Annotated in this window: 26 protein-coding genes; 8 read left to right on the plus strand and 18 right to left on the minus strand. The window is 53.5% G+C overall.

All coding sequences use genetic code 11. The annotated features are described in order from the left end of the window. Window positions 1-27 precede the first annotated feature (27 nt). Window positions 28-879: a TerB family tellurite resistance protein gene (locus BLR44_RS09575; protein ID WP_143017212.1), complete on the minus strand. Its 852-nt coding sequence runs from the start codon at window positions 877-879 to the stop codon at window positions 28-30. 331 nt (window positions 880-1,210) lie between these two features. Continuing rightward, complete coding sequence (locus BLR44_RS09580; RefSeq protein ID WP_143017213.1) at window positions 1,211-1,804, minus strand: T9SS type A sorting domain-containing protein; 594 nt, start codon at window positions 1,802-1,804, stop codon at window positions 1,211-1,213. Window positions 1,805-2,283: 479 nt separating this feature from the next. Between BLR44_RS09580 and mpaA the strand changes: the two genes are divergently transcribed. Beyond that, window positions 2,284-2,997, plus strand: coding sequence for a murein tripeptide amidase MpaA (mpaA, locus tag BLR44_RS09585; protein ID WP_089681477.1), 714 nt, complete (start codon window positions 2,284-2,286; stop codon window positions 2,995-2,997). Between the two features lie 39 nt (window positions 2,998-3,036). Further along, window positions 3,037-4,311 (plus strand): replication-associated recombination protein A, encoded by a 1,275-nt coding sequence (locus tag BLR44_RS09590; RefSeq protein WP_089681478.1) that lies wholly within the window; start codon window positions 3,037-3,039, stop codon window positions 4,309-4,311. An 87-nt stretch (window positions 4,312-4,398) separates the two neighbouring features. Here BLR44_RS09590 and BLR44_RS09595 read toward each other — a convergent pair whose 3' ends face one another. Then, entirely contained in the window at window positions 4,399-4,725 is a 327-nt protein-coding gene (locus BLR44_RS09595) for a hypothetical protein (protein WP_089681479.1), read from the minus strand. Between the two features lie 138 nt (window positions 4,726-4,863). On the opposite strand from BLR44_RS09595, the gene BLR44_RS09600 reads away from it, so the two are divergent. Beyond that, window positions 4,864-5,862 (plus strand): cation diffusion facilitator family transporter, encoded by a 999-nt coding sequence (locus BLR44_RS09600; protein ID WP_089681480.1) that lies wholly within the window; start codon window positions 4,864-4,866, stop codon window positions 5,860-5,862. A 56-nt stretch (window positions 5,863-5,918) separates the two neighbouring features. Next, on the plus strand, window positions 5,919-6,176 hold the full coding sequence (locus tag BLR44_RS09605) for a hypothetical protein (protein WP_089681481.1): 258 nt from the start codon (window positions 5,919-5,921) through the stop codon (window positions 6,174-6,176). Between the two features lie 58 nt (window positions 6,177-6,234). Here the strand turns inward: BLR44_RS09605 and recA are convergent, their stop codons facing one another. The 5 genes from recA to BLR44_RS09630 all read right to left on the minus strand — a co-directional run bounded on the left by recA (window position 6,235) and on the right by BLR44_RS09630 (window position 12,054). Beyond that, a complete protein-coding gene (recA, locus tag BLR44_RS09610) occupies window positions 6,235-7,299 on the minus strand; it encodes a recombinase RecA (RefSeq protein WP_089681482.1) in 1,065 nt (354 codons plus the stop codon). 137 nt (window positions 7,300-7,436) lie between these two features. After that, entirely contained in the window at window positions 7,437-8,342 is a 906-nt protein-coding gene (locus BLR44_RS09615; RefSeq protein ID WP_089681483.1) for a hypothetical protein, read from the minus strand. 95 nt (window positions 8,343-8,437) lie between these two features. Further along, window positions 8,438-10,414 carry a DNA primase gene (gene dnaG, locus BLR44_RS09620; RefSeq protein ID WP_089681484.1) on the minus strand — a complete coding sequence of 659 codons (1,977 nt, stop codon included), beginning with the start codon at window positions 10,412-10,414 and terminating at the stop codon, window positions 8,438-8,440. Between the two features lie 70 nt (window positions 10,415-10,484). After that, a complete protein-coding gene (locus BLR44_RS09625) occupies window positions 10,485-10,799 on the minus strand; it encodes a hypothetical protein (RefSeq protein WP_143017214.1) in 315 nt (104 codons plus the stop codon). Between the two features lie 346 nt (window positions 10,800-11,145). Further along, the gene (locus BLR44_RS09630) at window positions 11,146-12,054 is read right to left on the minus strand and encodes an ROK family protein (RefSeq protein WP_089681486.1); all 909 of its coding nucleotides are present in this window, start codon (window positions 12,052-12,054) and stop codon (window positions 11,146-11,148) included. A gap of 178 nt (window positions 12,055-12,232) precedes the next feature. Between BLR44_RS09630 and BLR44_RS09635 the strand changes: the two genes are divergently transcribed. Both BLR44_RS09635 and murB read left to right on the plus strand, forming a co-directional pair. Continuing rightward, window positions 12,233-12,586, plus strand: coding sequence for an MmcQ/YjbR family DNA-binding protein (locus tag BLR44_RS09635; protein ID WP_089681487.1), 354 nt, complete (start codon window positions 12,233-12,235; stop codon window positions 12,584-12,586). A gap of 57 nt (window positions 12,587-12,643) precedes the next feature. Then, entirely contained in the window at window positions 12,644-13,663 is a 1,020-nt protein-coding gene (gene murB, locus BLR44_RS09640; RefSeq protein ID WP_089681488.1) for a UDP-N-acetylmuramate dehydrogenase, read from the plus strand. 11 nt (window positions 13,664-13,674) lie between these two features. Here murB and BLR44_RS09645 read toward each other — a convergent pair whose 3' ends face one another. The 3 genes from BLR44_RS09645 to BLR44_RS09655 form a co-directional block, all read right to left on the minus strand. Then, window positions 13,675-14,748 (minus strand): glycosyltransferase family 2 protein, encoded by a 1,074-nt coding sequence (locus BLR44_RS09645; protein WP_089681489.1) that lies wholly within the window; start codon window positions 14,746-14,748, stop codon window positions 13,675-13,677. Window positions 14,749-14,886: 138 nt separating this feature from the next. Beyond that, window positions 14,887-15,183, minus strand: coding sequence for a hypothetical protein (locus tag BLR44_RS09650; RefSeq protein ID WP_089681490.1), 297 nt, complete (start codon window positions 15,181-15,183; stop codon window positions 14,887-14,889). Between the two features lie 21 nt (window positions 15,184-15,204). Further along, on the minus strand, window positions 15,205-17,775 hold the full coding sequence (locus BLR44_RS09655) for an ABC transporter permease (protein WP_089681491.1): 2,571 nt from the start codon (window positions 17,773-17,775) through the stop codon (window positions 15,205-15,207). 103 nt (window positions 17,776-17,878) lie between these two features. Between BLR44_RS09655 and BLR44_RS09660 the strand changes: the two genes are divergently transcribed. After that, a complete protein-coding gene (locus tag BLR44_RS09660; protein WP_089681492.1) occupies window positions 17,879-18,097 on the plus strand; it encodes a hypothetical protein in 219 nt (72 codons plus the stop codon). A gap of 53 nt (window positions 18,098-18,150) precedes the next feature. On the opposite strand, the gene msrA is transcribed toward BLR44_RS09660, so the two are convergent. After that, window positions 18,151-18,798 (minus strand): peptide-methionine (S)-S-oxide reductase MsrA, encoded by a 648-nt coding sequence (msrA, locus tag BLR44_RS09665; RefSeq protein ID WP_089681493.1) that lies wholly within the window; start codon window positions 18,796-18,798, stop codon window positions 18,151-18,153. A gap of 124 nt (window positions 18,799-18,922) precedes the next feature. After that, a complete protein-coding gene (locus BLR44_RS09670; RefSeq protein WP_089681494.1) occupies window positions 18,923-19,258 on the minus strand; it encodes a rhodanese-like domain-containing protein in 336 nt (111 codons plus the stop codon). Between the two features lie 129 nt (window positions 19,259-19,387). On the opposite strand from BLR44_RS09670, the gene BLR44_RS09675 reads away from it, so the two are divergent. After that, window positions 19,388-20,194: a hypothetical protein gene (locus BLR44_RS09675; RefSeq protein WP_089681495.1), complete on the plus strand. Its 807-nt coding sequence runs from the start codon at window positions 19,388-19,390 to the stop codon at window positions 20,192-20,194. On the opposite strand, the gene BLR44_RS09680 is transcribed toward BLR44_RS09675, so the two are convergent. The 5 genes from BLR44_RS09680 to BLR44_RS09700 form a co-directional block, all read right to left on the minus strand. After that, window positions 20,169-20,738, minus strand: a complete 570-nt coding sequence (locus BLR44_RS09680) for a hypothetical protein (RefSeq protein ID WP_089681496.1) — start codon at window positions 20,736-20,738, stop codon at window positions 20,169-20,171. The genes BLR44_RS09675 and BLR44_RS09680 overlap by 26 nt on opposite strands. Further along, the gene (murQ, locus tag BLR44_RS09685) at window positions 20,725-21,534 is read right to left on the minus strand and encodes an N-acetylmuramic acid 6-phosphate etherase (protein ID WP_089681497.1); all 810 of its coding nucleotides are present in this window, start codon (window positions 21,532-21,534) and stop codon (window positions 20,725-20,727) included. The genes BLR44_RS09680 and murQ overlap by 14 nt, the downstream gene beginning before the upstream one ends. A gap of 230 nt (window positions 21,535-21,764) precedes the next feature. Continuing rightward, window positions 21,765-23,837: a T9SS type A sorting domain-containing protein gene (locus BLR44_RS09690; protein ID WP_143017216.1), complete on the minus strand. Its 2,073-nt coding sequence runs from the start codon at window positions 23,835-23,837 to the stop codon at window positions 21,765-21,767. A 219-nt stretch (window positions 23,838-24,056) separates the two neighbouring features. Then, window positions 24,057-24,818, minus strand: coding sequence for a murein L,D-transpeptidase catalytic domain family protein (locus tag BLR44_RS09695; RefSeq protein WP_089681499.1), 762 nt, complete (start codon window positions 24,816-24,818; stop codon window positions 24,057-24,059). A gap of 149 nt (window positions 24,819-24,967) precedes the next feature. Beyond that, window positions 24,968-26,527, minus strand: coding sequence for a PP2C family protein-serine/threonine phosphatase (locus BLR44_RS09700; protein WP_089681500.1), 1,560 nt, complete (start codon window positions 26,525-26,527; stop codon window positions 24,968-24,970). Window positions 26,528-26,622: the final 95 nt, after the last annotated feature.

Raw genomic sequence — 26,622 nt, forward strand, 5'->3', positions numbered from 1 at the left:
GCTTTTTTATTATATCATGTCTTACTTTTATCGACGGCGATCATCGTGCTGGTAAGGCCCTGCCGCTACGGCACCTATCACGCTTTCCAACAATCCACGTGTGCTACGGTAACCGCGGTTCCCGCTCAATACCGACGCCATGGAACCCAAGCCACCGGCGGTATTGTGCGTACTCCTACCGCCACCGAAGCCGCCCAGTAATTGATCAAGTAAACCACCCCCTGTGCTAGTGGGTTCAGCTGCCGGAGCGGTCCCATGCGACTGCGTAGCAATGGGTTGCTTCTTATCTTTAAAAATTTCCCGCAACACCATAGGAGCAGCCACCAGCAAAAGCGCCTTCATGGCACTTTTAGGAATGCCCAGCTGTTCGAAACGATCACCGAAGCCGCTGGCTGCCAGCGAATTGGCTTCAGGCGAAGCGGTTGCTGCGGCTGGCTGATCTGCATATTCCACCAAGGCCCGGTACTGAGCTTCGGTCAACGCTAGATAACTCGCCATCTGCCGAATGCTTTCGTCTTCTTCTTTCGTAAACTGTCCATCGGCTTTAGCGAAGGCAATGACGTCAGTCAGGAATGCATATTTCAACTCGCTCGCTTTCAGCACGTCGAGACACTGCTTCAGATTGAGGGAGTTGGGGCTTTGTGCAACTGCCACCACCCGGTCGGCCTCGGTCGACGGCAAATTAGCTGCGTCGCTTAAGGTGTGCAAAAACTGTATTTCCTCGGGCGTCACCCGGCTGTCGGCCATTGCAATAGTCGCAATAGCGCCCAAGTAGGCCGATTTTTCGCGCTCGGAGTAACCTGATAAAAGAGTCTTTTTATGTGTATCTATCATGATAAATCCATTTCTGTTTGCTTTATCATGCGAAATTTCGCCCAAAAAGGTTACAACTTATCTGGATTATCGAGCGCATACGAAAAAAGCCGACGAGAAGGATTCCCATCGGCTTTTCTTTGCTTTTAAAGCGTATCAGTTATTGTTATACGTGGTATCTACAACTTGTAGCGAATCGCCGGCACTGGTTACTTCGCTGGGAGGCACGTTGTCTAAATCATCGTGCACATACTTATTACCTTCACAGGCCGTTAATGTAGCAAAGCCCATTCCGAGTACCAGGAGCGTATAACTGAGTTTTTTGAGAGTTATCATAACATAAGGAGCGGTTTATACCTAGTGTATACGTATCGCTCTTTATGCCGTTACACGTCTCTTACTTGCTCGAGAAAACAGCTTCCGAGTTGTTAGCCACCACTTTAAAGGTGACATCTTTCGTAGCTAACTTCGACAAGTCATAGACACGGCTGAAGCTGGCATCCGATACAATGTAGTCGTCTTGGATCAGGTTGTTGTACCGATCATAGATGTACACACGTACCGGAGGCACGTTCTCGCTCCGCACCACCAAGCGATACCGCTGGTCGGCCGCTGGCTTAAGTGCCATCTGCACGTCTTCTTTCGGAAGCGAGTACATTACCAGATGCTCGCGGCTGCTCTGATCGTCCTCTACCTTGAACAGGTATTCGCCTTCGGGCAAAGAAGAGAAATCGTAGTTACGGCTGAAGGCATTCAAACCTGAAATGCGATCGGTGATCAACTTCCGGCCTTCGGCATCATAGATGCTAACCTTGACAGTTCCTTTTTGCTCAGTAGCGTAAGTAAGCCGATACGTATTCTGATCGGTTGCTTTTACCTTCAGCATTGGCTCCTGGCCAGACTTACCACCTGCAAAAGCTCCACCTACGTTTAGAAGAATGAGGCCTACAATCCCCGACATCATTCCCCACATCTTTACTGCGTTTTTCATAACGATTAAAATATTAAACAAACCATCTATTTGTTGATGCAAATGTAGCGGCGGATGCTTGATAAAAACAAAATGACACAATAACTTTTTTGTTAATTTAATATTAAAGGAGGTTATTTTTTAAAATTAGTAAAAATTAGCACTAAAATCACACGCACTTTATCAATCCTGAATCATATTTTGGCCTTCATTACCATCCGAGTGAATTCGCCTACACAAATCCAATGTAACTTTTGGTCAGCAAAGTGGTGCTTTGTGCAAAAGAGATGTACCAAATTGATGGCGCTTCAATCTCAAAAAGCCGTTTTTTGGACAATAGGCTCACATTAGCAAATACAAGCGTTTGTATTTGCTAAAGCAAGTATGCAATTTTCAGGGTCGATCCCTTCAGGTTTTTCTGCGCTCAGGGCTCATACAGAACTTTCTTCGGTCAGAAAAGTGCCTCACTGAAGATCACACAGGTTTCTGCATCTTTGCTTATGGATTCTACTCAACCTTTACGCCCTCAATCTGAGCGAGGTACGTTCGACCTAATCCCCGAGACGTATGGACGTAGTGTAGCGGGCACCGCATTAGAAGTTTTTCTACCGCCCCAGAAGCCTATTCAGTACCTGTTGCTGGCGGCCCACCACGGGGACGAGCCCGAAACCACCGTTTTGTTGTCTACTGCGCTCCGGTCCATTCTGCCAGCGCAACTGGCCAGTGCGGTTGTGCTGGCGGTCAACCCTGATGCCTTAGCCCGGGGCACGCGTGGTAACCTGAACGGCGTTGATCTGAACCGCAACTTCCCTACGAAAGACTGGTCGCCGGCACCAGTACACCATCGCTGGCACCAGGACAGCGATCCGCGGGCAGTGGCCCTTAGCCCGGGGTCGGCGCCTCTGTCCGAACCAGAAAACCAAGCGTTAGTAGCGCTGGTGAAGCGCCTTCAACCGAAAATGATCGTTACGTTTCATGCTCCACTGGCCTGCGTCGACGATCCGGCCGATACGCCTCTCGGGCGATTGCTGTCGGACATGACCGGGCTACCGCACGTAGCCGATGTGGGCTATGCCACGCCAGGCTCGTTTGGCACGTGGGCACAGGAACAAGGCCAGCCCCTTATTACGTTTGAACTGGGCCATGAGTCGATTCGCGACCAACGCACTCGGCTGGAGCCTGCGGTGTTGGCGTTGTTGCGCGGTGAAATCTGACGCTTACGCTTCGCTGCATTTTCCTTACTTCTTACCGCTATGTTTGATATTCCCGTTCCTCCGCTGGCCGAGCGAATGCGTCCCCATTCGCTCGCCGATTACTTAGGCCAACAGCACCTGCTCAGTCCCACCGCCCCCTTGCGACGGATGATTGAAGCGGGCAGCCCGCCTTCTATGATTTTGTGGGGACCGCCTGGCGTGGGAAAAACTACGCTGGCGAACGTCATTGCCCATTCGGCCAAAATGCCGTTCCAAACCCTGAGTGCCATCAGCGCGGGTGTGAAAGAAGTCCGAGAAGTGATTGCGCAGGCACGAGGGCGAAAAATCATGTTGTTCATTGACGAGATTCACCGCTTCAATAAAGCGCAGCAAGATGCACTGTTGGGTGCCGTGGAGAAGGGTGCGATTACCCTAATCGGCGCTACGACCGAAAACCCTTCGTTCGAAGTAAATTCAGCGTTGCTCTCTCGCTGTCAGGTCTTTACCCTCAAGCCGCTTTCGTCTGAGGATCTTACCGCGCTGGTGACCCGTGCGCTGCAAGAAGACGAAGTGCTGAAGGAAAAATCGGTTGAGTTGCGCGAGACCGAAGCCCTGTTCCGCTTGTCGGGTGGCGACGCACGCAAGCTGTTGAACTTGCTGGAACAATCGGTCGAGGCGGCCGACTTGCAAGGGGAGAAGTACATTATCGACGATGCACTGGTGATGCAGGTCGGTCAGCGCAAAACGGTGATGTACGACAAAACCGGAGAACAGCACTACGACATCGTTTCCGCGTTCATCAAATCGATTCGGGGGAGCGATCCCAACGCCGCGCTGTACTATATGGCACGGATGATCGAAGGCGGCGAAGACGTCAAGTTCATCGCCCGCCGTCTGCTCATTCTGGCGTCGGAAGACATCGGTAACGCCAATCCTACCGCCATGATTCTGGCGAACAACTGTTTTCAGGCGGTTAACGTCATTGGCTACCCGGAAGCGGAAATCATTTTGTCACAAACAGCCATCTATCTCGCCACCTCTCCCAAGAGCAACGCTTCGTACGTGGCCATCAAACAGGCGCGGCAGTTGGTGCAGCAAACGGGCGATGCTCCGGTGCCGCTGGCGCTTCGCAACGCGCAAACCAAACTGATGAAAAAAGAGGGCTATGGCGTCGGCTACAAGTACTCGCACGACTACAACGGAAATTTTGCTGAGCAAGAGTTTCTGCCCGACACGCTGGTGGGCACTAAACTGTATGACCCCGGAAACAATCCACGCGAGAACGAAATGCGCACGCGCCTGAGAGCGATGTGGAAAGAGAAATACGGCTACTGATACGCGACGCCTGCGTACGGAATGATAAAACAAAACGCCCTTCCGACAAGCGAAAGGGCGTTTTTAGTTTCGTACTGATTGCTCAGTTTATTTCGTAGCGGCTTGCGTCGAATCCATGCCGGCTCCGGCTTCATCGACAGGCACGCCTGACTCGTAATATTCGTATTGATCGGCGAAAAGCTTATGACGTGCCGCATCGGCATTTTCGGCCAAATTCGGATCGGCCTCGTACGAAAGCTTCGCCTGGCGTGGCGGTCCATCGGGTTCCCCGTAGACACGCGGCCGACTGGCCATTTCTTCTTGGGTGAGGTCTTTAGGATGATTGTAGCGATCGCACGAACCCAACAGAAGCGGTGCACTCAACAGCATCGCAAAGAAAAGACGTCCGCGAAAAGAAAAATCAGATAACTTCATGTGCCTTTGTTTACAGCCCCGCAAATATAAAGCTGGCCCGGGCTTTTCCAAAGCAAATTTCCGATCCCTTCTGTAAGGATCTGCGTAAATTTCTCCATGAGTCAGGTAACTTCTATTGCTACACGGAAACGCCGGTTGATGATTTTGTCGTTCGGAATCAGTCTCCTGCTCATGGGCATCAAGTTTCTGGCGTATCATCTGACGCAATCGCAAGCGGTACTGACCGATGCGCTCGAATCAATCATCAACGTTATGGCCAGCGGTTTTGCGTTCTATAGCGTTTCGCTGGCAGCGCAGCCCAAAGACCAGAATCACCCCTACGGACACGGCAAAATCGAGTTCTTTTCGGCCGGATTTGAAGGCGCGCTCATCATTGCTGCCGGAATTTTTATGTTGGTGCAGGGCATCCAGCACCTGCAAGCGCCCCCGGAGTTACAGGCGTTGCCCGTAGGCTCCGGCCTGTTGGCGTTTGCTACCCTGGCCAACGCGGTGCTAGGCTACTGGCTGGTGCGTGAAGGAAAGCAAATGGGATCGCCGACCGTTTCGGCCGACGGACGTCACTTGCTGGTCGACAGCCTGAGCAGCGTGGTGCTGTTGGTAGGGCTGGGCGCCATTCTGTGGACAGGCTGGTACTGGCTCGATCAGGTCTTTACTTTTCTGTTGTTGGGTGTAATTTTCTACAACGGTTACCGCCTGGTGCGCGAATCGGTCGCCGGGCTGATGGACGAGGCCGACGATACTACGCTGCAACAACTACGAGACGCCTTACAGGCCGCACGACGTTCGACCTGGATTGATGTTCATAACATGCGCGTTCAGAAATACGGTGCTGATTTGCACATCGACTGCCACCTGACACTGCCGTATTACCTCGATTTAAAAACGGCCCACGACGAAGGGAAACGGTTTGAGGAAGTATTGATTGGGGCCTCTTCCCACCGCGTGGAAGTTTTTGTCCATTCCGATCCTTGTGTCTACCAATGCTGCCCTTACTGTCACGTAAAAAACTGCGCCGTCAGGAAACATCCCCAAACGGTAGACATTCCCTGGACCATCGAGAATCTTTATCGCAATGAGAAACATTTTTCGGAGATGGATGCTCCGGTTGCTTACGTCCGCGACGATGTAACCCGCTGACAGCTCCTTCCCGTTTATAGTGGAGACAAACCAATGAGCCATATAAACAGGAACCCATGTTTAAACACTTTATAGCGGCAGGAGCACTGGCCCTTGTGGTGTGCAGTTGCAACCCCGAAAAGACCCAGGGCGGTAATGTCCCCGCCGGCGAAAACCCCGATCAGATTGTAGGCGATCAGACCGATGACCGCATGACCGGCCCCGATCCGGCCACGGTAGAGGTGGATGTAGACAGTGGTGACGTCACCGGGCCGAACGCGGGCATCAACGTGACCCCCGCCGACACCACCCCGGATACAACAGGAGGGATGTAAAACCAAAAGAGCCCACGGAAATCCGTGGGCTCTTTTTATTGTGTTATGAAGAAGAGGCTTACTCCTCCTCTACGTCGTTGATCGAAGCCAGTACATCGTCTTCAGGCTCCAAGAAGCCATCGCCCGTCAACTCGCTCACTTTGTTACGAATTTTCGTTTCGATTTCTTCCATCAGTTCCGGATTGTCGAGCAACGTGCGTTTGGCCGCATCACGTCCTTGCGCCAGTTTGCTGTCGCCATACGAGAACCAGGAGCCGGACTTTTTGATGATTTCCATCTCTACGCCCAGGTCAATGATTTCCCCGACTTTCGAGATGCCTTCACCATACATGATGTCGAACTCAACCACTTTGAAAGGAGGTGCTACTTTGTTTTTCACCACCTTCACGCGCGTCCGGTTTCCCGTAATGTTGTCGGCGCTTTCTTTGATCGCACCGATGCGACGGATGTCCAGACGGACAGAAGCGTAGAATTTAAGGGCGTTACCACCGGTCGTTGTTTCCGGATTGCCAAACATCACGCCGATCTTTTCACGCAGCTGGTTGATGAACACACAAGAACAACCCGTTTTGTTGATCGCACCGGTCAGCTTCCGCAGCGCCTGCGACATCAGACGGGCCTGCAAACCCATTTTGCTTTCGCCCATCTCGCCTTCCAGTTCACCTTTTGGCACCAGTGCCGCTACGGAGTCAACGACCACGATGTCGATCGCACCGGAACGGATCAGGTGTTCCGTGATTTCCAGCGCCTGTTCACCGTTGTCGGGTTGCGAGATCAACAGGTTTTCGGTATCGATTCCCAGTTTGCGGGCATAGGTTTTGTCAAAAGCATGTTCGGCGTCGACAAATGCCGCGATGCCGCCTTTCTTTTGAGCTTCGGCAATGCAGTGCATTGTCAAAGTGGTTTTACCCGACGATTCCGGGCCATAAATTTCGGTGATCCTGCCGCGGGGAATACCACCAATGCCCAGTGCGATATCCAACCCCAGCGAACCAGTCGAAATAGCGGGCACATCGACGACGCGCTCGTCGCTGAGTTTCATGATGGTACCCTTCCCGTAAATCTTGTCTATTCTCTCCATGGTGAGTTGGAGAGCCTTCATTTTTTCAGGATCATTTGCCATGCTGTAAGCTTTGATTTTTGTTTAAAATTACGAAAAAGCTGACAGGTATTCAACAGGAAAAAACGGCTTCTAGTGCCGTTCTTTCGCATAAAAAACAGGTTTTTTTGGGCTTTTTTCGCAACCGCTTCCAGGCAGGTTTATTCGGCCGGAGCGGGGGGCGCTGGCGGGGGAGGAGTCTCGCTTTTGGGCGGGGCGGGTGCCTCTTTTGTCTCCTTGTTATCAGGCTGTTTGGGAGCGGGCGCAGGTTTTGGATTGGCATCTTCGCCCACACTCGGCTTCGGAGCGTCAGTAGCTTTTTTCTCTGCACTACTTACGTCGCTTTGCTCAGGGGCAGCCGCATTGCCCTCGCCCGCAGGCTTGTTGCGGTTGGCCGGTTTGCGCCGCCGCCGGGGCTTGGGTTTGGGAGCTGCGTCCGCATCGGCACCGGGGGCAGCCTGAGCCGCCGGGTTGGCCGGTTTGTCTTCCAGGTTTTCCTGAACGGTTTTAGCCTGCGTTTCGGGTTTGCTCCGTACGGCAGGTTCCGCAGTATCGTGCGTTTTCTTGGGTCGACGACGGCGACGCGAATTCGACTTGGGCTTGCTTTCGCCGGGGGTATCGGTATCGGTAGTGCCTTGTGTCGGTGCCGTCGTAGCGCCGGCGTTGGGGTTCGGCTTTTTCTTGCGGCGTGGTTTACGAGGTTTGGTCGAAGGTCCTTTGTCGTCGCCGGTTGCGGCGGTCGCCTCTACGTTCTTATTAGGGTTAGGGCGCTTCCGTCGTTTCTTTTTGGGGCGCGGTGCCTCCGCACTATCGGTACCCGAAGCGCTCACCTCGTGCCGCGGCTTCTGCTTTTTAGACTTAGGAGTTGCTTCTTCCGCCTTTTTTTCGTTTTTCTCTTTTTTCGTAAAAAGGCCCGCCAGCTTGTCGGCCAGCTTACTAATCATGGATTGACTGCGTTTCTTCACTTTCTTGTCAGGAATGAGATGGGTTTCGTCCACCAGCTGCCCGATTTTCGCCGAGAGGTCTTTGCTGATTTTCTTTTTATACTTTTTATCGCTTTTTGCCATCGTATCGGGTGGATTTCGCGGTGATTTACTGACAAACCTACTCATTTTCAGACAATCTCCCGATTGGATTACTCCACGACCGAGGCCCCGTCTGCTTAGCGGATCACCACGTTTCCACGTGAAGTCGCCAGCGCGCGTTCTACTTTTTTAAGTTCGATGTGCATGCTCATCAGTTGGAGCTCCGTGTCTACATCACCACTTTTCTGAGCTTCCAGGATTTTTTCGTTGACGTCGTGGGTCATAAACCGAATCACCGACGTTTTGTAACGCAACACGCTCGTTTCCATCAGGTGCAGCAGCGTTTTGGGTTCTGTCTCGGACGGAATCGCAATTTTGAAGCGTTCCCACCAGCCGTCGCTGAGTTCTTCTTTCCGCACCAACAGATGAATGGCCAGTTTCTGAATCTCGCCGTCGCTGTGCTGCGTGTAGAAAGCAGCGTCGGGCACTTGCGTCTGGTTACGCAACTCGGCGTATTCCTGCCGGATTTTCTGGTGCACCGGATGGGTAAAATCGGCATCGGCCAGCATTTCGAGTAGGTGATCGCCCGCCGGGTAGCCGTCTTCGAAAAGCACGTTGCCCCACCCCATCAACAACCGCAACAGCTCGCGCTCGCCACTCTCGACTTCGTATTGCAGGGTGTTGTGCGGCGTGGATGCCTCGCGCGTTTCCGTGGGCAGAAACGACTCGGGCAGGCCACCTTCTGCCGAAGTAAATTCAGGCTGACTTTCGGCACGGTCCGATTCCTTCCGTGCCTGCTGCAAACGAATGCGGTTGCTTTCGGCCAACAGGGCGTCTTCTTCCACCTCCAGCATGTTGCTGACCTGCCGGAACAATACCGAACGTTTGATCGGATCGTGGATACGCGTAATGCTTTCTACCATTTCCCGGATCACCTCCGCCTTCCGGAACGGGTCATGCGTGTCGGCCGCCAGCAAGGAGGCTTTGAAGGTGATGAAGTCGACGGTACTCTTCTGAAGGTACTCCTTGAACGCCGCATTTCCCACGCGGCGCAGGTAACTGTCGGGGTCGTCGCCATTGGGGAAGTTGACCACCCGCACGTTCAGACCCGCTTCCAGAATCATGTCGATCCCGCGCAGCGAAGCTTTGATCCCGGCCGGATCGCCGTCGTACAACACCGTGATATTCTGCGTGTAGCGGGAAATCAGGCGGATTTGCTCTTCGGTCAGCGACGTTCCCGACGAGGCTACCGCATTGGATACGCCCGCCTGGTGCATGGAAATGACGTCGGTATAGCCTTCCACCAGATAGCAAACGTCGTGCTGCCGGATGGCCTGCTTGGCCTGGTAGAGCCCGTACAGCACTTTGCTTTTGTTGTAAACCTCGGTTTCCGGCGAGTTCAGGTACTTGGGCTGTGCGCCGCCAGGTTTAGAAGGATCGGTACGGAGAATGCGCGCGCCGAAGGCAATGACTTTGCCCGAGACGTTATGGATCGGGAAGATGACCCGCCCGCGAAAACGGTCGTAACGCTTGTTTTCATCTTTGCGGATGGTCAGGCCAGCCTTTTCGAGCAATTCTAGCTGGTAACCTTTCTTCAGGGCCGCATCTGTAAACGCGCTCCAGGCCTCCAGACTGTAGCCGAGGTCGAATGCTTCCAGGGTCGCTTCGGTAAAACCACGCTCCCGGAAATAACTCAGCCCGATGGACCGCCCTTCCTCGTGGTTTTTCAGTGTTTCCTGGTAATAGCGCGCAGCGAATCCCAGCACGATCATCAGGCTCTCGCGTTCGTTTTGGGCCTGACGCGCCTCGTCGGTCTGCTCTTCTTCTTCGGGAATGTCGATGTGGTACTTCTTCGCCAGAAAGCGAATGGCCTCGGGGTAGGTGAGGCTCTCGATTTCCATCACGAAGCTGATGGGGTCGCCGGCTTTGCCGCATCCGAAGCACTTGTAGATGCCTTTGGCGGGCGAAACTGCGAACGAGGGCGTCTTCTCCTGATGGAAAGGACAGCAGGCAATCCAGTTGCTGCCGCGTTTCTTAAGCGAAACGAAGTCGGAAACAACTTCCAGCACGTCGGCAGTTTGCCGAACCTGTTCAATAATCGCGGGAGAAATCATAACTGCCAAAAGCCTCGAACGAAAGCAAAGATACGCGATCGCCCGAAGCTTTTGGCAGAGAATATCAGGATCAGGCTCCGATGGCCATCGGTTCGAGAAGTGTCAGGTCGTAGCTGGTCACTTTCCCGGTTTTGCTGTCAGTTTTCAAGTGGACGCGGAACCCGTGGTACTCGCACCAGCGCCGGAAACGACGTTGAATAAAGTCGAGATCACTCATGGTTAGTGCACCCTTCTTTAAGCCGAAAATTCCATTGATTACGTCGGCACCCACGGAAGCATACCCCAGGGTTACGATATCGTCCATCAGGTAGTGCTTGAAATCCAAGCTCGTCACGATATTGATGATGGCTGTAGGCTGTGCGGTCATGTATACGTGCTCTCTCATGGCATTTTCATTTATACGTGAAAAAGTTTTGTGATGTAAAGATAGATTCTCGTAACAATAAATACAAGAAAAATATTGAAAAGTTTGTTATTTGTTACCAGCTAAGGTTTACGGCGTAGATGAAGCTTTTTTACATGTTATCGCTCTATAGCCACACAATGCCCTTATTTCTACGAACCAAAGCTAAAGAGATTCGCATTAATAATAATTATTTCAATAAAAATTATTATTAACATTACACACATGACGTAAGAACGAAGGAAAAGGTTGCCCCCTTGGGAGAAAAAGTTGAGGGCACGAGTCCGCATAGCCTCAGGCAGGCCAGGAGAGGTAGAAAGAGGTAGAATTAGAAACAGAGCGCGGCGGCTCCTAGCAACCCCGCATCGTTCCCGAGGCGCGCCCGCCGAATGACCAAAGGTTCCAGGTAGTAGGGCGTCAAATAGTGGCGCATGATTTTCATGATGCCCGGCAGGATAAACTCGAACGTAGCCGACAACCCACCGCCAACTAAGATGGTCTTGATATCCAGGAGCCGGATGGCACTGACCAACCCTTCGCCCAAAATCTCGCCGACCTCCTGCAACACATGCAGCGCCAATACATCGCCTTGCTCGGCCGCCGTGATCAGTTTGCGTCCCGTAATGGGTTCGTCTTTGTGGGCCACAATCCGGGTTTTTCCCCAGTAATCGTTAAGCATGGCCTCGGCCATGTTGACAATGCCGCGCTTCCCAATGTTGCTTTCCAGGCGCCGCTCGAAACGCGATACCACATGCCCAATCTCCATACTGTTGCCATCGCCACCGATAAAGATCTTGCGGTCGATGATGGCCGCACCGCCCACACCGGTGCCTAACGTGACGAACAGGTAATCTTCAGGCATCGCTTCTCCCGAGAAATAATACTCTCCCAAGGCCGCCGCATTGGCATCGTTTTCCAGCCAGAACGAAAGGGTCGGGAATTGCTGCTCCAGGTAAGCGGCAAGTGCCACGCCATTCAGCTCCGGAATGTTAGGAAACTCCAGTCCTGTCCGCCGGTCTTTTGTCAACGTTCCCGGAATACCGATGCCCACTCCGGCTACCGGTGGGACCTGCTGTAGGTAAGCGGCAATGGCTTCGGCTAATCGTGCTTCAAAAGGACCATCCGTACGCCAAGTGAGGGTGGTGTAAGTCAGGCGGTGTTTTATGTTTCCCTGGGGGTCGATCAACCCCATTTTAACGTTGGTGCCACCGATGTCGATGCCGAGGTAAATGCTCATTATCAGGTTGTTCTCGTTGTGAGAGGCTAAAATAAAGCACCTCTTGCGTACACCCCAAGCGTTTGCTGCTTTCTCTGTGAAATAGGTACGTGGGAAAGATCGGCGCATGGGCTGCGAACGGCAAGTGCAGCACTTCGAGTAGTTTCGTTTTTCAATTGATTAACCATCCAATTTCTTCATGCAGTTCGAAAAGTTTCGCGCGTATTGCCTGGACAAACCGGGAGCACACGAAGAGCAGCCGTTGGGCAACGACTCGTTTTATTACAAGCTTGGTGATATGGTTTTTGCCATTGCCGACAAAGGAGAGGAATACCGCCTCACGCTGAAGTGTGATCCACAGCAGGCCATCGATCTACGCAACACGCACGCGTGCGTCAAACCCGGCTACCACATCAACAAAGAACACTGGAACACGTTTTTGATGGAAGCCGTCGAGGAATTACCCCTATCTCCCTGGATCGACCAAGCGTACGACCTGACACTCAGCAAACTAAGCAAGAAGAAAAGAGAGCGTTTGGGCCTTAGTGCCTGACGGGTCCACGCTTTTGCCATTACCTTTGTCTGAATATTGATGGTCTCTACTCCTCCCATGCAACTCCATAAACATTACCCGCTCAAAGCACTGAATACCTTCGGGATCGAAGCCTACGCTGCCTATTTCGCGGTGGTGCGCGACGTGCCGACGTTGCAAGAATTGCTGCGCGATGAAACGTTACGCAACCTGCCTCTACTGATTTTAGGAGGCGGCAGCAACCTTCTCTTTACCCAGGAAGTGTTCGAGGGGCTGGTCCTTAAAATGGAGATTGGGGGCATTACGGAAGTAAAACAGGACGAAGAGCACGTCTGGCTGAAAGCCGGTGCCGGAGAACGGTGGCACGAAGTGGTGATGCGCACCATCGAACTAGGGCTATCGGGCATCGAAAATCTATCCCTAATCCCCGGTACGGTGGGGGCGGCGCCCATGCAAAACATCGGGGCGTATGGAGTGGAAATCAAAGAAGTATTCGAAAGCCTGGAAGCGGTACGCATTGCCGACGGTAGCCTGCATCAGTTCGATGCAGAAGCTTGTCGTTTTGGGTACCGGGAAAGCATCTTTAAAAACGAGGCGAAGGGTCAGTACATCATCACCTCGGTGACCATGCGCTTGAATCGACAGCCCGTTTACAATGTGTCGTACGGCGCTATCAAAGATACGCTCTCCGAAATGGGAGTCGATGCCTTATCGGTACGCGCTGTTTCTGAGGCCGTCATCCAGATTCGTCAGAGTAAACTTCCCGACCCGGTTCAGATCGGGAATGCGGGCAGTTTCTTCAAAAACCCGGAAATTGACGAAGCAGATTTTTTGCGTTTGCAGCAGCAATATCCCCAAGTGCCGCACTACCCCACCACACCCGGGCGCGTAAAAGTGCCGGCCGGGTGGCTCATCGATCAGTGCGGTTGGAAGGGACGCCGTCTCGGTAACGTAGGCGTTCACGACAAACAAGCGCTGGTACTGGTCAACCTGGGTGGGGCGAAAGGTTCGGAGGTCAAAGCCTTAGCCGAACAGATCCAGCAATCGGTCCAGGAACGGTTTGGCATCGCCCTGACCCCCGAAGTCAACTTTATATAAGGGCGCGACGACTAGTTAGAAACGCTAGCGGCCGATTGCGCACGCGCCTGCTGCGTAACAAACTGCCTGTACGTGTTGGTTTCTTCCAGGAATCTTTCTTCCACCAGCTGATCGATCTTTTCCAGTTGCCGGGAGCCGGGCCGCTTCAGGTCACGCGCTTCGCCACTCTCCAAAGCCTGTAAGTACGCTTTGTACTCGGTCGAACCACCCGCATAGTTTCCCCGCTCTACCGCACGAAGGCATTTTTCGTGAAACTTCCGATCGAACTTGTAGTGCAGCAACACCGTGCTGACATCGGCGACACGTGCATTGGCACAGAAGTGGGAAGAGTAAAGCACCGGCGACACGCCCTTGGCAGGATAAATCAGCGGATGCTTAGTCAGGTTGGGATGCACGCCAAAAATGGTCTCGCGTACCCCACCCCAATGGTACCTGATGGCTTCGTTCGAAGGCGTACAGTTAAAATACGGAACGTAGGGCTCTTGCGTCAGGTCCGTATTGTTATACCAATTGCTCTTGCGCGCAAATTCAGATCCATCTTTCGGCCACGTATCCGGGTCGCCCTCCGGAAACATGTCGAGCATGTGGCTCACGACCGCTGTATACTGATGCTGGTTGAGATACGCTAAAAATTGCGAAAGGCTGATCTGGTCGGAACCGGGAAAGTCGAATCGCTCGTCGATGTCCAGCACCAGACACCAGCCCTTCTGGCAAAAACGATCGATCAGATACTGACGAAATGCGTACTTATAGTCTTTGTACGACATTTTGGTCTGCAAAAGCGTTACCTGTGGATGCGCGGAGGCCAGCTCGACCGTACGGTCGACAGAGCCGTTATCCAGCAACACGATGTGACGCACGCCCAACCGGAAATGGTGCTCCAAGAAAGAAGGAATGTGCTCTTCGCTGTCGCGCATCAGCCCGATGACAATCGCATCGGTAGGTGTTGCCTGAAGTTGGAGAGGGCCACTGAGGTGCTGAATATGACGATGTATTTTGGGTCGGTCAATAAAGCGATAGCGAACTTGTTCCCAACCACGTTTCACCTTGCGTCCAGCCGATACTACAAAACCGGGAAGCGCCATAACCAATTATAGTTAAATTTTTATTTGAAATTATTCAATAAAACAAAAGTAGGCGTTTCGGGAGGATTTGTGCTCATCATTCGATGAATACCGGAAAATGGACGGCTGTTTATAACAACAAAAAGACGTACGACTACGCTAGTTTGATTTCATCAGCAGATCTCGGACCATCAATTCCCACTCGGTGCGCAACGGACCCGAGGCGGTGGGCTGTGCAGCACGGCGATACCAGTAGGCAGCGTTACCCAGGTCGCCTTCTTTGCGGTGAAGGTAGGCATGCACCCACGAACCCGCCGCACTTTCGTCATCCTGGGCGATCTGATGCGCCTTTTCCCAATCGTCTTTTCCTTCGTACCACAGGGCTCGAAGGGCGGCCGTTAGTCCTGTAGGGGGAGTAGGCGACTGCAAGGAATGCTGAAATTCTTCGAAATTCATCCTGGTCAAAGATAGCAAAGCTTACTGAACCCGAAGCACTTCCAGCGGAGGCCGTCGCAAGATTCCCCGGTTGCCACTCAGCCCGATTGCGATGGTGAGCAAGGTGATGACCGCACTGGTCGCCAGCACTGGCCAGAAATCAGGCACGAACGGCACTTCGAAAACAAAATACGCAAGGCCCCAACTGGCCAGCAGCGAAAGGCCAACGCCCGACAGCGAAGCCAGCAACCCCAGCATCAGGTATTCGACAACCGTAATGCGGAGGATTTGCCGACGATTAGCCCCGAGGGTGCGCAACAAAACACTTTCGCCCAGTCGCTGAAACCGGCTGACCAACACCGAGCCGGTCAACACAATCAGGCCGGTCAGGATGCTGAACCCTGCCATAAAGCGGATCACAAACGCTATTTTGTCAAGTACATCGCTGAGCGTATCCAAAATTAGCGTCAGGTCTACGACCGAAACGTTCGGAAACTGTTGCACCAGGGCTCGTTGAAACGCAGCGGCCTTCTCTACCGCTGGTGCTGCCACGGCCGCTGCGGGCGAATTCCCAGCCTGCGGCAGGCGGGTCAACAGCACAAAAAACTGCGGAGCGGCTTCCAACACGCCCGTCGGAAAGACCACCAGAAAATTAGTTTGCACCCGATTCCAGTCGATCTCGCGGAAGCTTCCTACCTGCGTCTCGACCCGTCGGCCCTGTACGTCGAACGTCACGGTATCGCCCAGTTCGACACCCATCCGTCGGGCAAATCCTTCTTCGATCGAAATGGCCGGCAGCACGCCCGCCGGGGCAGTTCCTTGCCAAACGCCATCCGTCAGGGTTTCCGAACTGATCAACGAATCGCGGTAGGTAACCCGGTATTCGCGATTGAGCGAACCTTCCGAAACGTCGGCGGTGGTATCGGCCAGAAGCGCTTCCCGCGAACGCCCGTTAATTTCCGCCAGCCGCATGGTCACGATGGGCACTTCTTGCAATACGGGCAGTCCATTGGCGCGCGTCAGTGCGGCAACGGCCTCTCGCTGCGTCGGTTGGATGTCGAACAAGACCATATTAGGCCGTCCGGCTTTCCCCGTAAAGGCCACCTGGCTCAGCAGCAGTTGCTGTGTGAAGTAGAGTGTGGTGATCAGGGCAGTTCCCAATCCTACCGCAATCAGCAACGTCATGGTCTGGTTATTTGGGCGAAACAAACTGGCGAGCCCCTGCCGCCAGACAAAACTCCACCCGACCGGAAAGAACCGACGTGTTAGCCAGATGGTAGCGTACGCCACGCCCGCCAACAGTAGAAAAGCCAGCAAAATTGCTCCTGAAAAGCTAAGTGCTTCCTGCCAGGAGCGCAACTGCCACCACGTGAAGCCAAAGATAAAGAGCCCGATCAGCACATAAACGCCATAGAGCCAGGGGTCGCGCCCGTTTTGAGCAGGTTCGTAGGAAGCACGCAGGGCCAGGAGTGGCGAAACGCGCCGGATGGAGAGGAGAGGAGGCAACGCAAACAGCACCGACACCAGCAATCCGGTCAAGACACCTTCTGCAAAGGCACGACCCGAAACGTCGCTCGTGACCTCGAACATCAAAAAATCCTGCAGTAATTTGGGCAATAGGCTTTGCACACTACTACCGATCGCACTGCCGACCACCGCTCCGAGTAAGCCAATCCCGGCGATCTGAATCAGGTAGATCAGAAAGGCTTGGTTACCAGGCGTGCCCAGGCAGCGCATCACCGCTACGGAAGGCAATTTTTCGCGCACGTACACAAACACAGCGCTCCCCACGCCTACACATCCCAGCAGCAACGCCACGAACGCGACCAGATTCAGGAAACGCGTCAGATCACGAAACCCACGCCCCAGGCTGGCTTTTCGGTCGTCAACGGTTTCAACGTCGACGCGCGCCACTTTCAACTGCGCTTCCAGCGAATCGGCCAATACGGGAATGTCGAGCTGCGTCGCATTGAGTTTGAAAAAATAGCGGTATTTCACGCGGCTGCCCCGCTGCACTAGCCCCGCTTCCTCTAGTTCTGCGCCGGGAATGTAAACCACGGGCGCTACGGTGGCAGTAATTCCCGACTGATCGGGCGCTTTCTGCAAACGTGCCACGATGGGCAACGTCACGGTACCGACGCGCACGCTATCGCCCACCGCCACGCCAAACTGCGACATAACGGTCTGATCGACCAGGGCACCTCGCTGGGCCGCAAAGTCGATTTGGGGCAGGGTTTCAAAATCGCCGTAGAACGGATACTCGCCCGAGAGCGCTCGCACCTGCACCAGCCGGGTACCTTCGGTTTTCGGGAAGTAGACCATCGAAGCAAAGCTGACTTCTTGGGCCACCTTTTGTTCCGGAGCCAGCGCGACGATGGAGTCGACCACATGTTGAAGGGCAGAATCTGGCGCCAGGTTGCGGTCCAGCATCAGGTCGGCACCCAGCAATTCGCGGGCCTGTCGGTCGATATCGCGGCGCAAGTTGTACCCGAACGAGTTGATGGCGACCAGGGCCGCAATGCCCAACACAATCGCCGCCATAAACAAAGCCAACCGCCCGCGATTTTTTCGGCTGTCGCGCCAGGCCATTCGAAAAAGCCAGGAAATCCGCATAGAATATAAGTTTCTGATCTGCCTCAAGGGTCGTTGTGGCCCAAAGCCGGTATCGTTTCGACAGGTATTTCCGTATGAACAAGAAAGTAAAACGAACAAGCTTATGTACGCAAGACCTCTGAATTTAAATAAAGAGCGAATCGATGATTCTGATAGCCAGGAAGTGAAGGAGATCAAAGAGAAGATTAACGAACTGGTAGAAGAATATAACTCGCTCGGTGAAAATTACACAGAAGACGAATTCTTTATGACCGAAGCCAACTTACTAAGCGACCAGATAGGGTTGCACCAGCAAAAGCTGAAAGAGATGGGCGCGAGATAAAAAAAGCCTGGTTCTGAAAAGAGCCAGGCTTTTTTTTAGAAGTCCTTCGTCGGCTATTGCACCTCTTTTTTCAACTTATCCTTAAACACCTTCCGAAATTTTTCCACCTTCGGTTTGATCACAAACTGGCAATAAGGTTGCGATCCATTCAGGTTGAAGTAATTCTGGTGATAATCTTCGGCTTCGTAAAATTCTTTGAACGGCACTATCTCCGTCACGATGGGTTGATCGAACGCGCCTACGTTGTCCAACTCTTTCTTGTAATGCTCTGCCAGCTCTTGCTGCCGGGCGGTATGGTAAAAAATTGCGGAGCGATACTGTGGTCCTACGTCGTTCCCCTGGCGGTTCAGCGTTGTTGGATCGTGGGTTTTGAAGAAGACTTCCAACAGTTCGTCGTACGTGATTTTCGAAGGATCGTAATAGATCTGCGTAACCTCAGCGTGGCCCGTAGTACCGGTGCACACCTGTTTATAGGTAGGATTGGGCACATGCCCGCCCGAATATCCTGATACTACTTTTTCGACCCCGTTGAGGTCCTGAAAGACGGCCTCGGTACACCAGAAACACCCCGACCCAAAGGTGGCGGTATCGACCTGAGCACTCAGAGGTTCGTTTTCTTCGTATAGCGGTTTGGAGTCGACCTTACCCAGGCAGCTGGCCAGAAAGCCCGCGAGTAACGTCAGCAAAGCCCATTTCGTCATCTTCTTTTCGGTTGTATGTGTTACCTGAAAAGTGAAATGCGACTCGGAAGGTTCCCGGAAAAAGAGCAAGTGTCGGCGGCACGACCTAGGATGGCCGCCGCGCGGAGGGCAGGAGGTGCGCTCCCTAATACGTAGCCATGCTGTGATCGACCTGCTTGGCCCAGGCGTCGATGCCCCCCACCAGCGTGTAGAGATTGTCCACCCCGAGGGCATCTTCCATAAAGCGGATGATGTTGGCGCTGCGCAATCCCTGATGGCAATAGAGTACGACGGGTTTGTCGGTGGCTACCCGTTCCAGGTTTACAGGAATGCGGCGCATCGGGATAAGTTCCGCTTCTTCAAGATGGCAAATTTCCCATTCGAAAGGCTCGCGCACATCGATAATTTGCATTGCTTCCCGGCGCTCCAGCCTTTCCTTCAATTGGGAAGCAGTGATTGATTTGGTTCGGGAAACGTACATAATCGTAGTATTCTGGGTGAACTGTGCCGCCGTAAGTAACGAGGTAATGAGGGTATTTGCAAGGGCTCCTATTTTTGTTGTACTGAGTTGAGACGAATAAGTTTAGAAAAATCTGAAAAGATTAGGAAGATGCCTCTTTTTGTTGCCGAACCTTACATTCCCGCCGCGGCGGTGCCTTACTGTCGCGCTTTGTGGAACGAGGGCGCTTTTGCCTTGCGAATTGCCCGATCGCGCCGCTCTAAACTGGGTGATTATCGGTATGATCCCGCTAAAAATCAACACTTTATCTCCGTAAACGGGAATTTAAATCCGTATCAGTTCCTAATAACTTACATCCATGAAATTGCCCACTTTCATGTGCAAAATCGCCACACCCACCGACCGGTAGCGCCCCACGGCCGCGAATGGCAGCACTGTTTTGCGCAACTCATGCAGCCCCTCCTGGAATTGGATATTTTCCCGTCGGACCTACGCGACGTCGTGGTAACAAGCCTGCGCAAACCGCGTGCTTCGTCGTGCACAGACCGAGCGCTTTACAAAGCGCTACAGGCGTATGATGCCAACGTTGCACCCAACGAGGTATTGCTCGAAAGCCTGCCGCCCGGTAGCTTTTTTACATTTCGTAAGCGGGAGTTTCGGTGGCTCGAACGCCGCCGGACGCGCATTCTGGTGCAGGATGTGCACAAAAAACGCAACTACGTGATCAGCGGTCTTGCCCGGGTCGCGCGTCTCGATCAGCAACAACCCGCACCGCTCATGCTGCCCGTTTCGCGCACGGCACCCGGCGACTGGTTCTTACTGGGCACGCGGCGTTTTCAGCACGAACAACAAAAACGGACCCGGTTTGTGTGCAAAGAGGCGGGCTCGGGCCAGCGGTACTCGATCCATGGCGACACGTGGGTAACGCCCCTCAGTACCCCAACCGACGCACCATGAGTTTTTGCACCAGTTGGTAGAAGTGGAGTGGCTTCATGGTACGCCAGTTGTCGATTTCGAGCGTACCACCAAAGTTGACGTAATAGTCGAGGTGGTACTTCTTCCATTCGGTCTGGACAAAATCGCGGAAGTTGACGGCGGCAATCCAACCGTCTTCCACATCGTCGAACCACTCTTCGTAGTAGTCCTCGTCGCCACCATGGAAGTTGAGGATGTTCTCTCCGATCAGAATGTACTGGTTAATGCCCCGCCGAACCATGTAGTCGATCACGTTTCGCTTCAGGTGCATGATGTCGTTGTGCAGGCAGTCGTTCCACTCCCCGAACATCTCGATGATGGCGAACCGGTGATTGTAATCCGCAAAAAGTATTTTTATGTAGAGGGTTTCTGACCCAATGAAATCCCACAGCGGGTGAATGTAGTACCCGTAGATATCATTTTCGTAGGCCAGCATGTTGTAAGTCCGCCCGTAGAAAGGCGAGCGCTCGTCGTCTACCGACGAGTAGTACTTTTCCCAATTGTAATAAGGCTCAATTTCCTGCATAGTTTTCCACTGCTTGCTTCACGCTTCCCCATTTTTCCAAGAGCGCACGGGCTTCCGCTTCCGGTATGTGTAACGCTTCCATCACCATGCGAGTGCCCCGCTCCACCAGTTTCTGATTGCTCAACTGCATGTGCACCATGCGGTTCCCTTCTACGCGTCCCAACCGGATCATCGTAGTAGTGGTCAGCATGTTGAGCACCAATTTTTGGGCCGTGCCGGCCTTCATGCGTGTGCTGCCGGTCACAAACTCCGGCCCCACGATCACCTCTACGGGAAAATCCGCCTGTGCGGCCACCCCACTCCCCGGATTGCACACAATACACCCCGTCGTGATGCCGTGCTGACGCGCATTGCGCAAACCTCCGATCACGTAGGGCGTGCGCCCCGAAGCGGCAATGCCCACCACCACGTCGGCGGCGGTGATGTCATACGCCTGCAGATCTTTCCAGGCCTGCTGCTCATCGTCCTCCGCAAACTCGACAGCTTTACGAATAGCGCTATCGCCTCCGGCAATCAACCCGATGACCAACCCGTGTGGTACGCCATACGTCGGGGGGCACTCCGAAGCGTCCACAATGCCGAGGCGGCCACTGGTCCCGGCTCCGATGTAAAAAAGTCGCCCACCGGCTTCCATCTTCGCCACCGTAGCTTCCACCAGTTTTTCAAGCTGCGGAATGGCCTTGGCGACGGCTTCCGGCACGGTACGATCCTCTTCGTTGATGTGGTTCAACAGATCGCGTACCGACATTTGTTCCAGTTGGTTATAGCGCGAAGAAGATTCAGTAATGCTTGTCATCGGATTGGGGTAAAGCGTAAGGATGTATGAAAGGTAAAGTTCGGATTTTTTCGGCCTTTGACGAAGCGTCTCAGCCGATTTAGCGGAGCGTTTACGATCGGTTGATGCTATCGTAACGCGAGAGGACAGCACCGGTGCCTCGACGGAGCGGCGGTCCGCATCCTACCACTAAGCCTATAAAAAAAGCGCCGACTACTGCCGACGCTTTTCTCGCACATAAACGTGCTATTTTATTGTTTCGTCACTTTCAGGAAGTAAACCTGGTCGGGAGTGTCCACTTCAACGCGCAGGAAGTATACGCCTGCTGAGCGGTTGCTCAAATCGAACATCACTTCCGGCGACTTCAGGTTATCGAATTTCCACTCGCCAATCTGCTGCCCCCGTACGGTGTAAGCCTTCACGTAGGTGTAGCGCGGCGACCGGGTAGTCGGATCGAAGCGCAGGGCAAACTGACCTGAGCTGGGGTTCGGATAGAGAATGAAAGGATTGGAGCGCACCAGATTGGAATCGTATACGGCGCTCACCACACCGCAACCGCCTTCCTGCGGACCTTTGCCCGACGGCGCTACGTTTTCGTTGTTCACGTAGAGGCGATCCAGGTAAAAGCCAGGGTCCCGGTACGCAATTTCGATCGAGTTGTAACCGCTGGTTAAGATGAACGAGCGGTCGCGCATCCAGTTCCATTGGAACGTAGAGGCCGTTTTCAGGCCGTTCCACAGGAACCATGCACCACCGTTAATGCGCACCCAGCAGGCATTTTTGTTGGTAGCCGGTGCCAGGGCTCGCGCGTAAATGTAGTACGCCCCCGTGGTGCTGATGTGGAAGTTGAAACGAACAATGTCAATGTTGGTAAGCGAGTCGGGATTGGGCTCAAACACGTTTTGTGCGATGAGCGATACCCCACCCGATGGGTCGGCCTCGGTATTGTTCTGCTTCCACTTGGAGCCCACTTGAGCACACTCGGCCTCCAGCCAATAGGTCGTAAACGTAGTAGTGTCGTCGATGTTCGAGGCCAGCGGCCCCAGCACCGATGCGGCAGGATCGAGCGTAGCGACGTCGGTAGCAATCATGATCTTGTCCAGTTGCGTCCCACTCTCGCGGCAGGCAAAATCAATCGTGTTCAGACCTTCGGTGAAACTGAACGTCCCATCGGCAAGTTTACCTTTGCTCCACTGAAAATTAGGCGATTGGTTTACGTCAAAGAGTTTCCAGTCGCCACCGTTCAGGCGTACCCAGAATGAGTTCGAGGCGGCCGTTGTGGCACGTACGCGTGCGTACAACAGATAAGCCCCAGGTGTTTCGATCGTAGTTTCGAAGCGAACAAAACTACTGATGGTATCATCGGCGGCCTGAAGTGCGCTGACTTGTGCGCCCGCATAACGTGCTCCCGAAGCTAGAATGTCTTCCGTAATCAGCCAGCGACCTCCCACTTGGGCGTGCTCGGCTTCCAGCCAAATGTTGGCGTCTTGCGCGGCCGATACGGTAACGTATGTTTTACGTGCGGCCGTAGCGCCGTTGGCATTGATCACAGTCAGCGTGATGGGATGCGTTCCCAGCGGTAAGTTAACCGTCGGAGAAACGCCCGTGGCGCGGGGTTGCCCTTCGATGTCCCAGAGGTAATCGATGATGCTGCTTCCGGCGGCGGGTATCGACGTGCTGGCATCCAGCATAACCGCTTCCATCCCGTTGCCATCGGCGTCTACTACCTGCGTTACGGCCTGGATCTTGGCCACGGCAGCGGCCGAAGGCGAAGTGCAGCTAACGGCCGGAGCGCCCATGTCGGCAGGAGCTGTGGCCGAAGAACTGATGATGAGTTTGTCGAGGCGGGTATCGCCTTCGCGGAACGTAAAGTCGATCGTATGGGGGCCGGCACTTAAACTGAAGGCCGAATCCAACATTGGAGCCCACGCATACCCACTGGCAACCGGCGTGCTCCACAACCGCCACGCGCCATTGTCAACACGAACGTAGAATGAGTTGCGCGTAGTGTCTATGGCCAGAATCCGGGCAAAGGCGTAAATGTTTTCAGCCTGTGAAAGAGAAAATGTAAACCGGATCCGATCAGTGACTTTGCTACTCGGCAAATACCCATACTTACCAATAACAATCAGGGATTTTTGGCCCGAGGCATTGGCGTCAGTCACGTACTGCCAGGCTTCGCCCACCTGCGTACATTCTGCTTCCAGCGAGATCGTGGTCTGCGCAATAGCACTTTGAGCAAACCCAAACGCTATACAAACGCTAGCTCCTAGCGTACGCCATAGCGCTACCTTGGATAAGGTACTGCGTAAAGATTTCAGCATAACTTGAGATGTGTAAATTAAAAGTTAATACGAGACTTTAGGCTATTTGTTACTTGCTACCCACAGTTCGGTGGGCGGCAGCTCCGTGGCCGTCGGTCTAACTATAAAAAGGTGGCCGATTTTTCCTCCCGAAAATTTAAAATCAAGCCACAATATTAGCAGTCATTCCTGAAATCCAAACCTATGCCTTTCGACAATAACCACTTCATTACCAATTTTTTATGGACGGGTTATAGCCAGAGTTTCGCTGTCTGTTGCCAAAATGCGCTCTAGTTGCAGGTAACGCGACTGGCTCAGGTAATTCGCGTCGTTGTAGTAAATAAACAGGCAACTTCCTCCTTTTATTTTATCGATCACCTGCTGATACACTTCCCAACTCATGGCCGGACATCCGTAACTACGCCCCAGGCGTCCCACTTTTTGGATGAACGCTTCGCTGACGTAGTCGGCACCGTGCATTACCACGGCCCGACGGCGCGCGTTGTCGTTGTATCCCTTATCCATACCGTCCAAGCGCAAAGAGTAACCGTGCTTACCTTGGTAAGTTTCTGCAGTAACGTAAAATCCGATGCTGCTCATATGGGAGTCGGGCGTATTCGAGAATTTTTTTGCCAGATCAGCGCCACTTCCCTGGCCGTGCGAGGTGTAGGTGTGCAGCACCAGGCGGCGTTGCACCATGTCGATGACGTAAAGGCGCTTTTGAGAGGAAGGGAGACTAAAGTCGATTACGGTGAGCGGAGCTCCGGGACGAAGGGCCCCCTCCTTCGCGAGGTTGAGGTACCCAATGTACGCTTGCCGGAAGGCGGTATAGTTGAGTTTGCCTTCCAACCCGAACGTCGTGTAAACCTGTTGGACCCGGTATTCAAACTCGTACTGGCGTTTGTCGTTCAGGTCCGTGTCGGTCGCCCGGGCAGGCGAAGAAAAAAGAGCGAGGCTGGAAAGGATCAGAAGCAGAATCGGGTTGAAGAAGCGCGTAATCATGCTGTTCGTTTGAGTGATCGATTTGCGAGCGTCCTTCTAACCTCAGTTGAGTAAAGATGGTTCCTAGGCGCCTTGCACTTATCCTATCAATACCTTCACAGAAATTCGACTTTATTGAATTTTAACAATAAACCTCCCTTCCGTCCAAGTTACCGGAACCGCACCACCACCACGGTTACGTCGTCGTGAATGTCGTTGCGCTGCAACCAGGTTTTGCCCAGCGTGCGAAGTTGGTCGGTGATGTCGGCCGGCCCTCGCGACGCCGCCAGTTCATGAAAGCATTGCCGGATGCGCTCATATCCCAGCATTTCCCCGTCAGCGTTGGCTAGTTCGGCCAGGCCATCGGTGATGATGAGCAGCAAATCGCCGGGTGCTACCTCGCTCTCAAACTCGTTGAACGAATGCTTCAGGTCCGAGCCCAGGAAGAGCCCTTTCAGCAGAATGGTCTCGGTCGTGTTTTGCTGCTTCCGATGCAAGAACAGAGGTGGCATCCCCGACGAAGCGATGGACAGTTTGTGGTGCTGGTAGCGCACCACCGTCACACCCATGTACATGGCTCGCAGGCCCAGATTGCGGATGCCGACCGAGATGCGCCGCAAAATGCTGGCGGGTGAGTAATGGTGCGCGAGGGTCTGGAAGTAGCTCTTGGCAGTGGCCACGATGATGCCTGCCTTGAGACCATGACCGGTCGCATCGCCAACCGCCAGTGTGACCGACTCGGTCTCTTCTTCGTAGCTGTAGTCGTAATAGTCACCGCCCACTTCGGTGGCCGTTTCCATGTGCATGTCGAGCTCGATGCAGGTGAACGGGGGAAGCTCCATCGGCAGCATCGACATCTGTAGTGTACGTGCTTCGTTCAGCTCTTTGCTTTTGCGCTCGTTTTCGGCCTCAATGGCGCGATACGCTTCCTGCAACTCGAACTGGCGCATTCGCAACTGCTCCTGCGTATGCTCCTGTTGCGCCAAAATCTCTTTGAGGCGCTGGTTGGCGGTGCTTAGTTCTTCCGTGCGTTGGGAAACACGCGCTTCCAACAGGTTGTTATTCTCTTCGATCAGGTCGTAGGCACGGTCGCGCTGGTACATCTGCACGTTGAGCCAGACAAACGTCGCCGCCAAAAATACGAGGCCTACCACCACCCCGATCACCAAAAACTTTTCGGCTTTTCCTTCGCTGGCGGACATCTGCTGATCGCGCTCCACCAGCAGCGAATGCTCCTCGACAATCAGGCTGTCGATTTCGTTGCGCAGGCTGTCCATAATCAGGTAGCCTTCGCCGGTACGGCCTCGTAAAAGCCCGGCGAGTCCGTACGTATCGCGGCGTTCTTTGCGGTCGTTCAGCAACTGAGTTTTCCGGGCCATCAACTGTTGCACGCGCTGCAATCGCTTCTGTTGCCGTTCGTTGTCCTGCGTCAGCTTATCCAAGGTGACAAAGGCGGTATCGAGATCCTCGTCGTGTGCGTACGTCGGTTGCAGGTATACGCTGTCGCCCGTAATCATGTAGCCCCGGTAGGCCGACTCCTTTTCGTTCATCAACGAAAACAGGCGCTCCCCCTGAATAATGACCTGTTGCGTATGAATAACTGCCTGTGTGTTCTCTTCCCACGTCGAAAAACTCTGGTGCGTGACGTACTCCAGCAACGCGATAACGAAAATGGCAGCCGCAAAAATCGTATTGACCAGGGAGCGTCGGAGAAAGAATTTTTTCAACATACATTTCCAGATACAGGGCTATCTGGCGCCCGCAAAGATAAAGTCGATCACACCATCAAAAAACGCGCCCGCGCCGCAACAGATGCTATCCTACG

The organism is Catalinimonas alkaloidigena, from assembly GCF_900100765.1.
GTDB lineage: Bacteria > Bacteroidota > Bacteroidia > Cytophagales > Flexibacteraceae > Mooreia > Mooreia alkaloidigena.

Bases quoted from the DNA above. Each gene is read 5' to 3' on its own strand.
- BLR44_RS09580 (WP_143017213.1), bottom strand. From the start codon at position 1,804: ATGAAAAACGCAGTAAAGATGTGGGGAATGATGTCGGGGATTGTAGGC.
- mpaA (WP_089681477.1), top strand. From the start codon at position 2,284: ATGGATTCTACTCAACCTTTACGCCCTCAATCTGAGCGAGGTACGTTC.
- BLR44_RS09590 (WP_089681478.1), top strand. From the start codon at position 3,037: ATGTTTGATATTCCCGTTCCTCCGCTGGCCGAGCGAATGCGTCCCCAT.
- BLR44_RS09595 (WP_089681479.1), bottom strand. From the start codon at position 4,725: ATGAAGTTATCTGATTTTTCTTTTCGCGGACGTCTTTTCTTTGCGATG.
- BLR44_RS09600 (WP_089681480.1), top strand. From the start codon at position 4,864: ATGATTTTGTCGTTCGGAATCAGTCTCCTGCTCATGGGCATCAAGTTT.
- BLR44_RS09605 (WP_089681481.1), top strand. From the start codon at position 5,919: ATGTTTAAACACTTTATAGCGGCAGGAGCACTGGCCCTTGTGGTGTGC.
- recA (WP_089681482.1), bottom strand. From the start codon at position 7,299: ATGGCAAATGATCCTGAAAAAATGAAGGCTCTCCAACTCACCATGGAG.
- BLR44_RS09615 (WP_089681483.1), bottom strand. From the start codon at position 8,342: ATGGCAAAAAGCGATAAAAAGTATAAAAAGAAAATCAGCAAAGACCTC.
- dnaG (WP_089681484.1), bottom strand. From the start codon at position 10,414: ATGATTTCTCCCGCGATTATTGAACAGGTTCGGCAAACTGCCGACGTG.
- BLR44_RS09625 (WP_143017214.1), bottom strand. From the start codon at position 10,799: ATGAGAGAGCACGTATACATGACCGCACAGCCTACAGCCATCATCAAT.
- BLR44_RS09630 (WP_089681486.1), bottom strand. From the start codon at position 12,054: ATGAGCATTTACCTCGGCATCGACATCGGTGGCACCAACGTTAAAATG.
- BLR44_RS09635 (WP_089681487.1), top strand. From the start codon at position 12,233: ATGCAGTTCGAAAAGTTTCGCGCGTATTGCCTGGACAAACCGGGAGCA.
- murB (WP_089681488.1), top strand. From the start codon at position 12,644: ATGCAACTCCATAAACATTACCCGCTCAAAGCACTGAATACCTTCGGG.
- BLR44_RS09645 (WP_089681489.1), bottom strand. From the start codon at position 14,748: ATGGCGCTTCCCGGTTTTGTAGTATCGGCTGGACGCAAGGTGAAACGT.
- BLR44_RS09650 (WP_089681490.1), bottom strand. From the start codon at position 15,183: ATGAATTTCGAAGAATTTCAGCATTCCTTGCAGTCGCCTACTCCCCCT.
- BLR44_RS09655 (WP_089681491.1), bottom strand. From the start codon at position 17,775: ATGCGGATTTCCTGGCTTTTTCGAATGGCCTGGCGCGACAGCCGAAAA.
- BLR44_RS09660 (WP_089681492.1), top strand. From the start codon at position 17,879: ATGTACGCAAGACCTCTGAATTTAAATAAAGAGCGAATCGATGATTCT.
- msrA (WP_089681493.1), bottom strand. From the start codon at position 18,798: ATGACGAAATGGGCTTTGCTGACGTTACTCGCGGGCTTTCTGGCCAGC.
- BLR44_RS09670 (WP_089681494.1), bottom strand. From the start codon at position 19,258: ATGTACGTTTCCCGAACCAAATCAATCACTGCTTCCCAATTGAAGGAA.
- BLR44_RS09675 (WP_089681495.1), top strand. From the start codon at position 19,388: ATGCCTCTTTTTGTTGCCGAACCTTACATTCCCGCCGCGGCGGTGCCT.
- BLR44_RS09680 (WP_089681496.1), bottom strand. From the start codon at position 20,738: ATGCAGGAAATTGAGCCTTATTACAATTGGGAAAAGTACTACTCGTCG.
- murQ (WP_089681497.1), bottom strand. From the start codon at position 21,534: ATGACAAGCATTACTGAATCTTCTTCGCGCTATAACCAACTGGAACAA.
- BLR44_RS09690 (WP_143017216.1), bottom strand. From the start codon at position 23,837: ATGCTGAAATCTTTACGCAGTACCTTATCCAAGGTAGCGCTATGGCGT.
- BLR44_RS09695 (WP_089681499.1), bottom strand. From the start codon at position 24,818: ATGATTACGCGCTTCTTCAACCCGATTCTGCTTCTGATCCTTTCCAGC.
- BLR44_RS09700 (WP_089681500.1), bottom strand. From the start codon at position 26,527: ATGTTGAAAAAATTCTTTCTCCGACGCTCCCTGGTCAATACGATTTTT.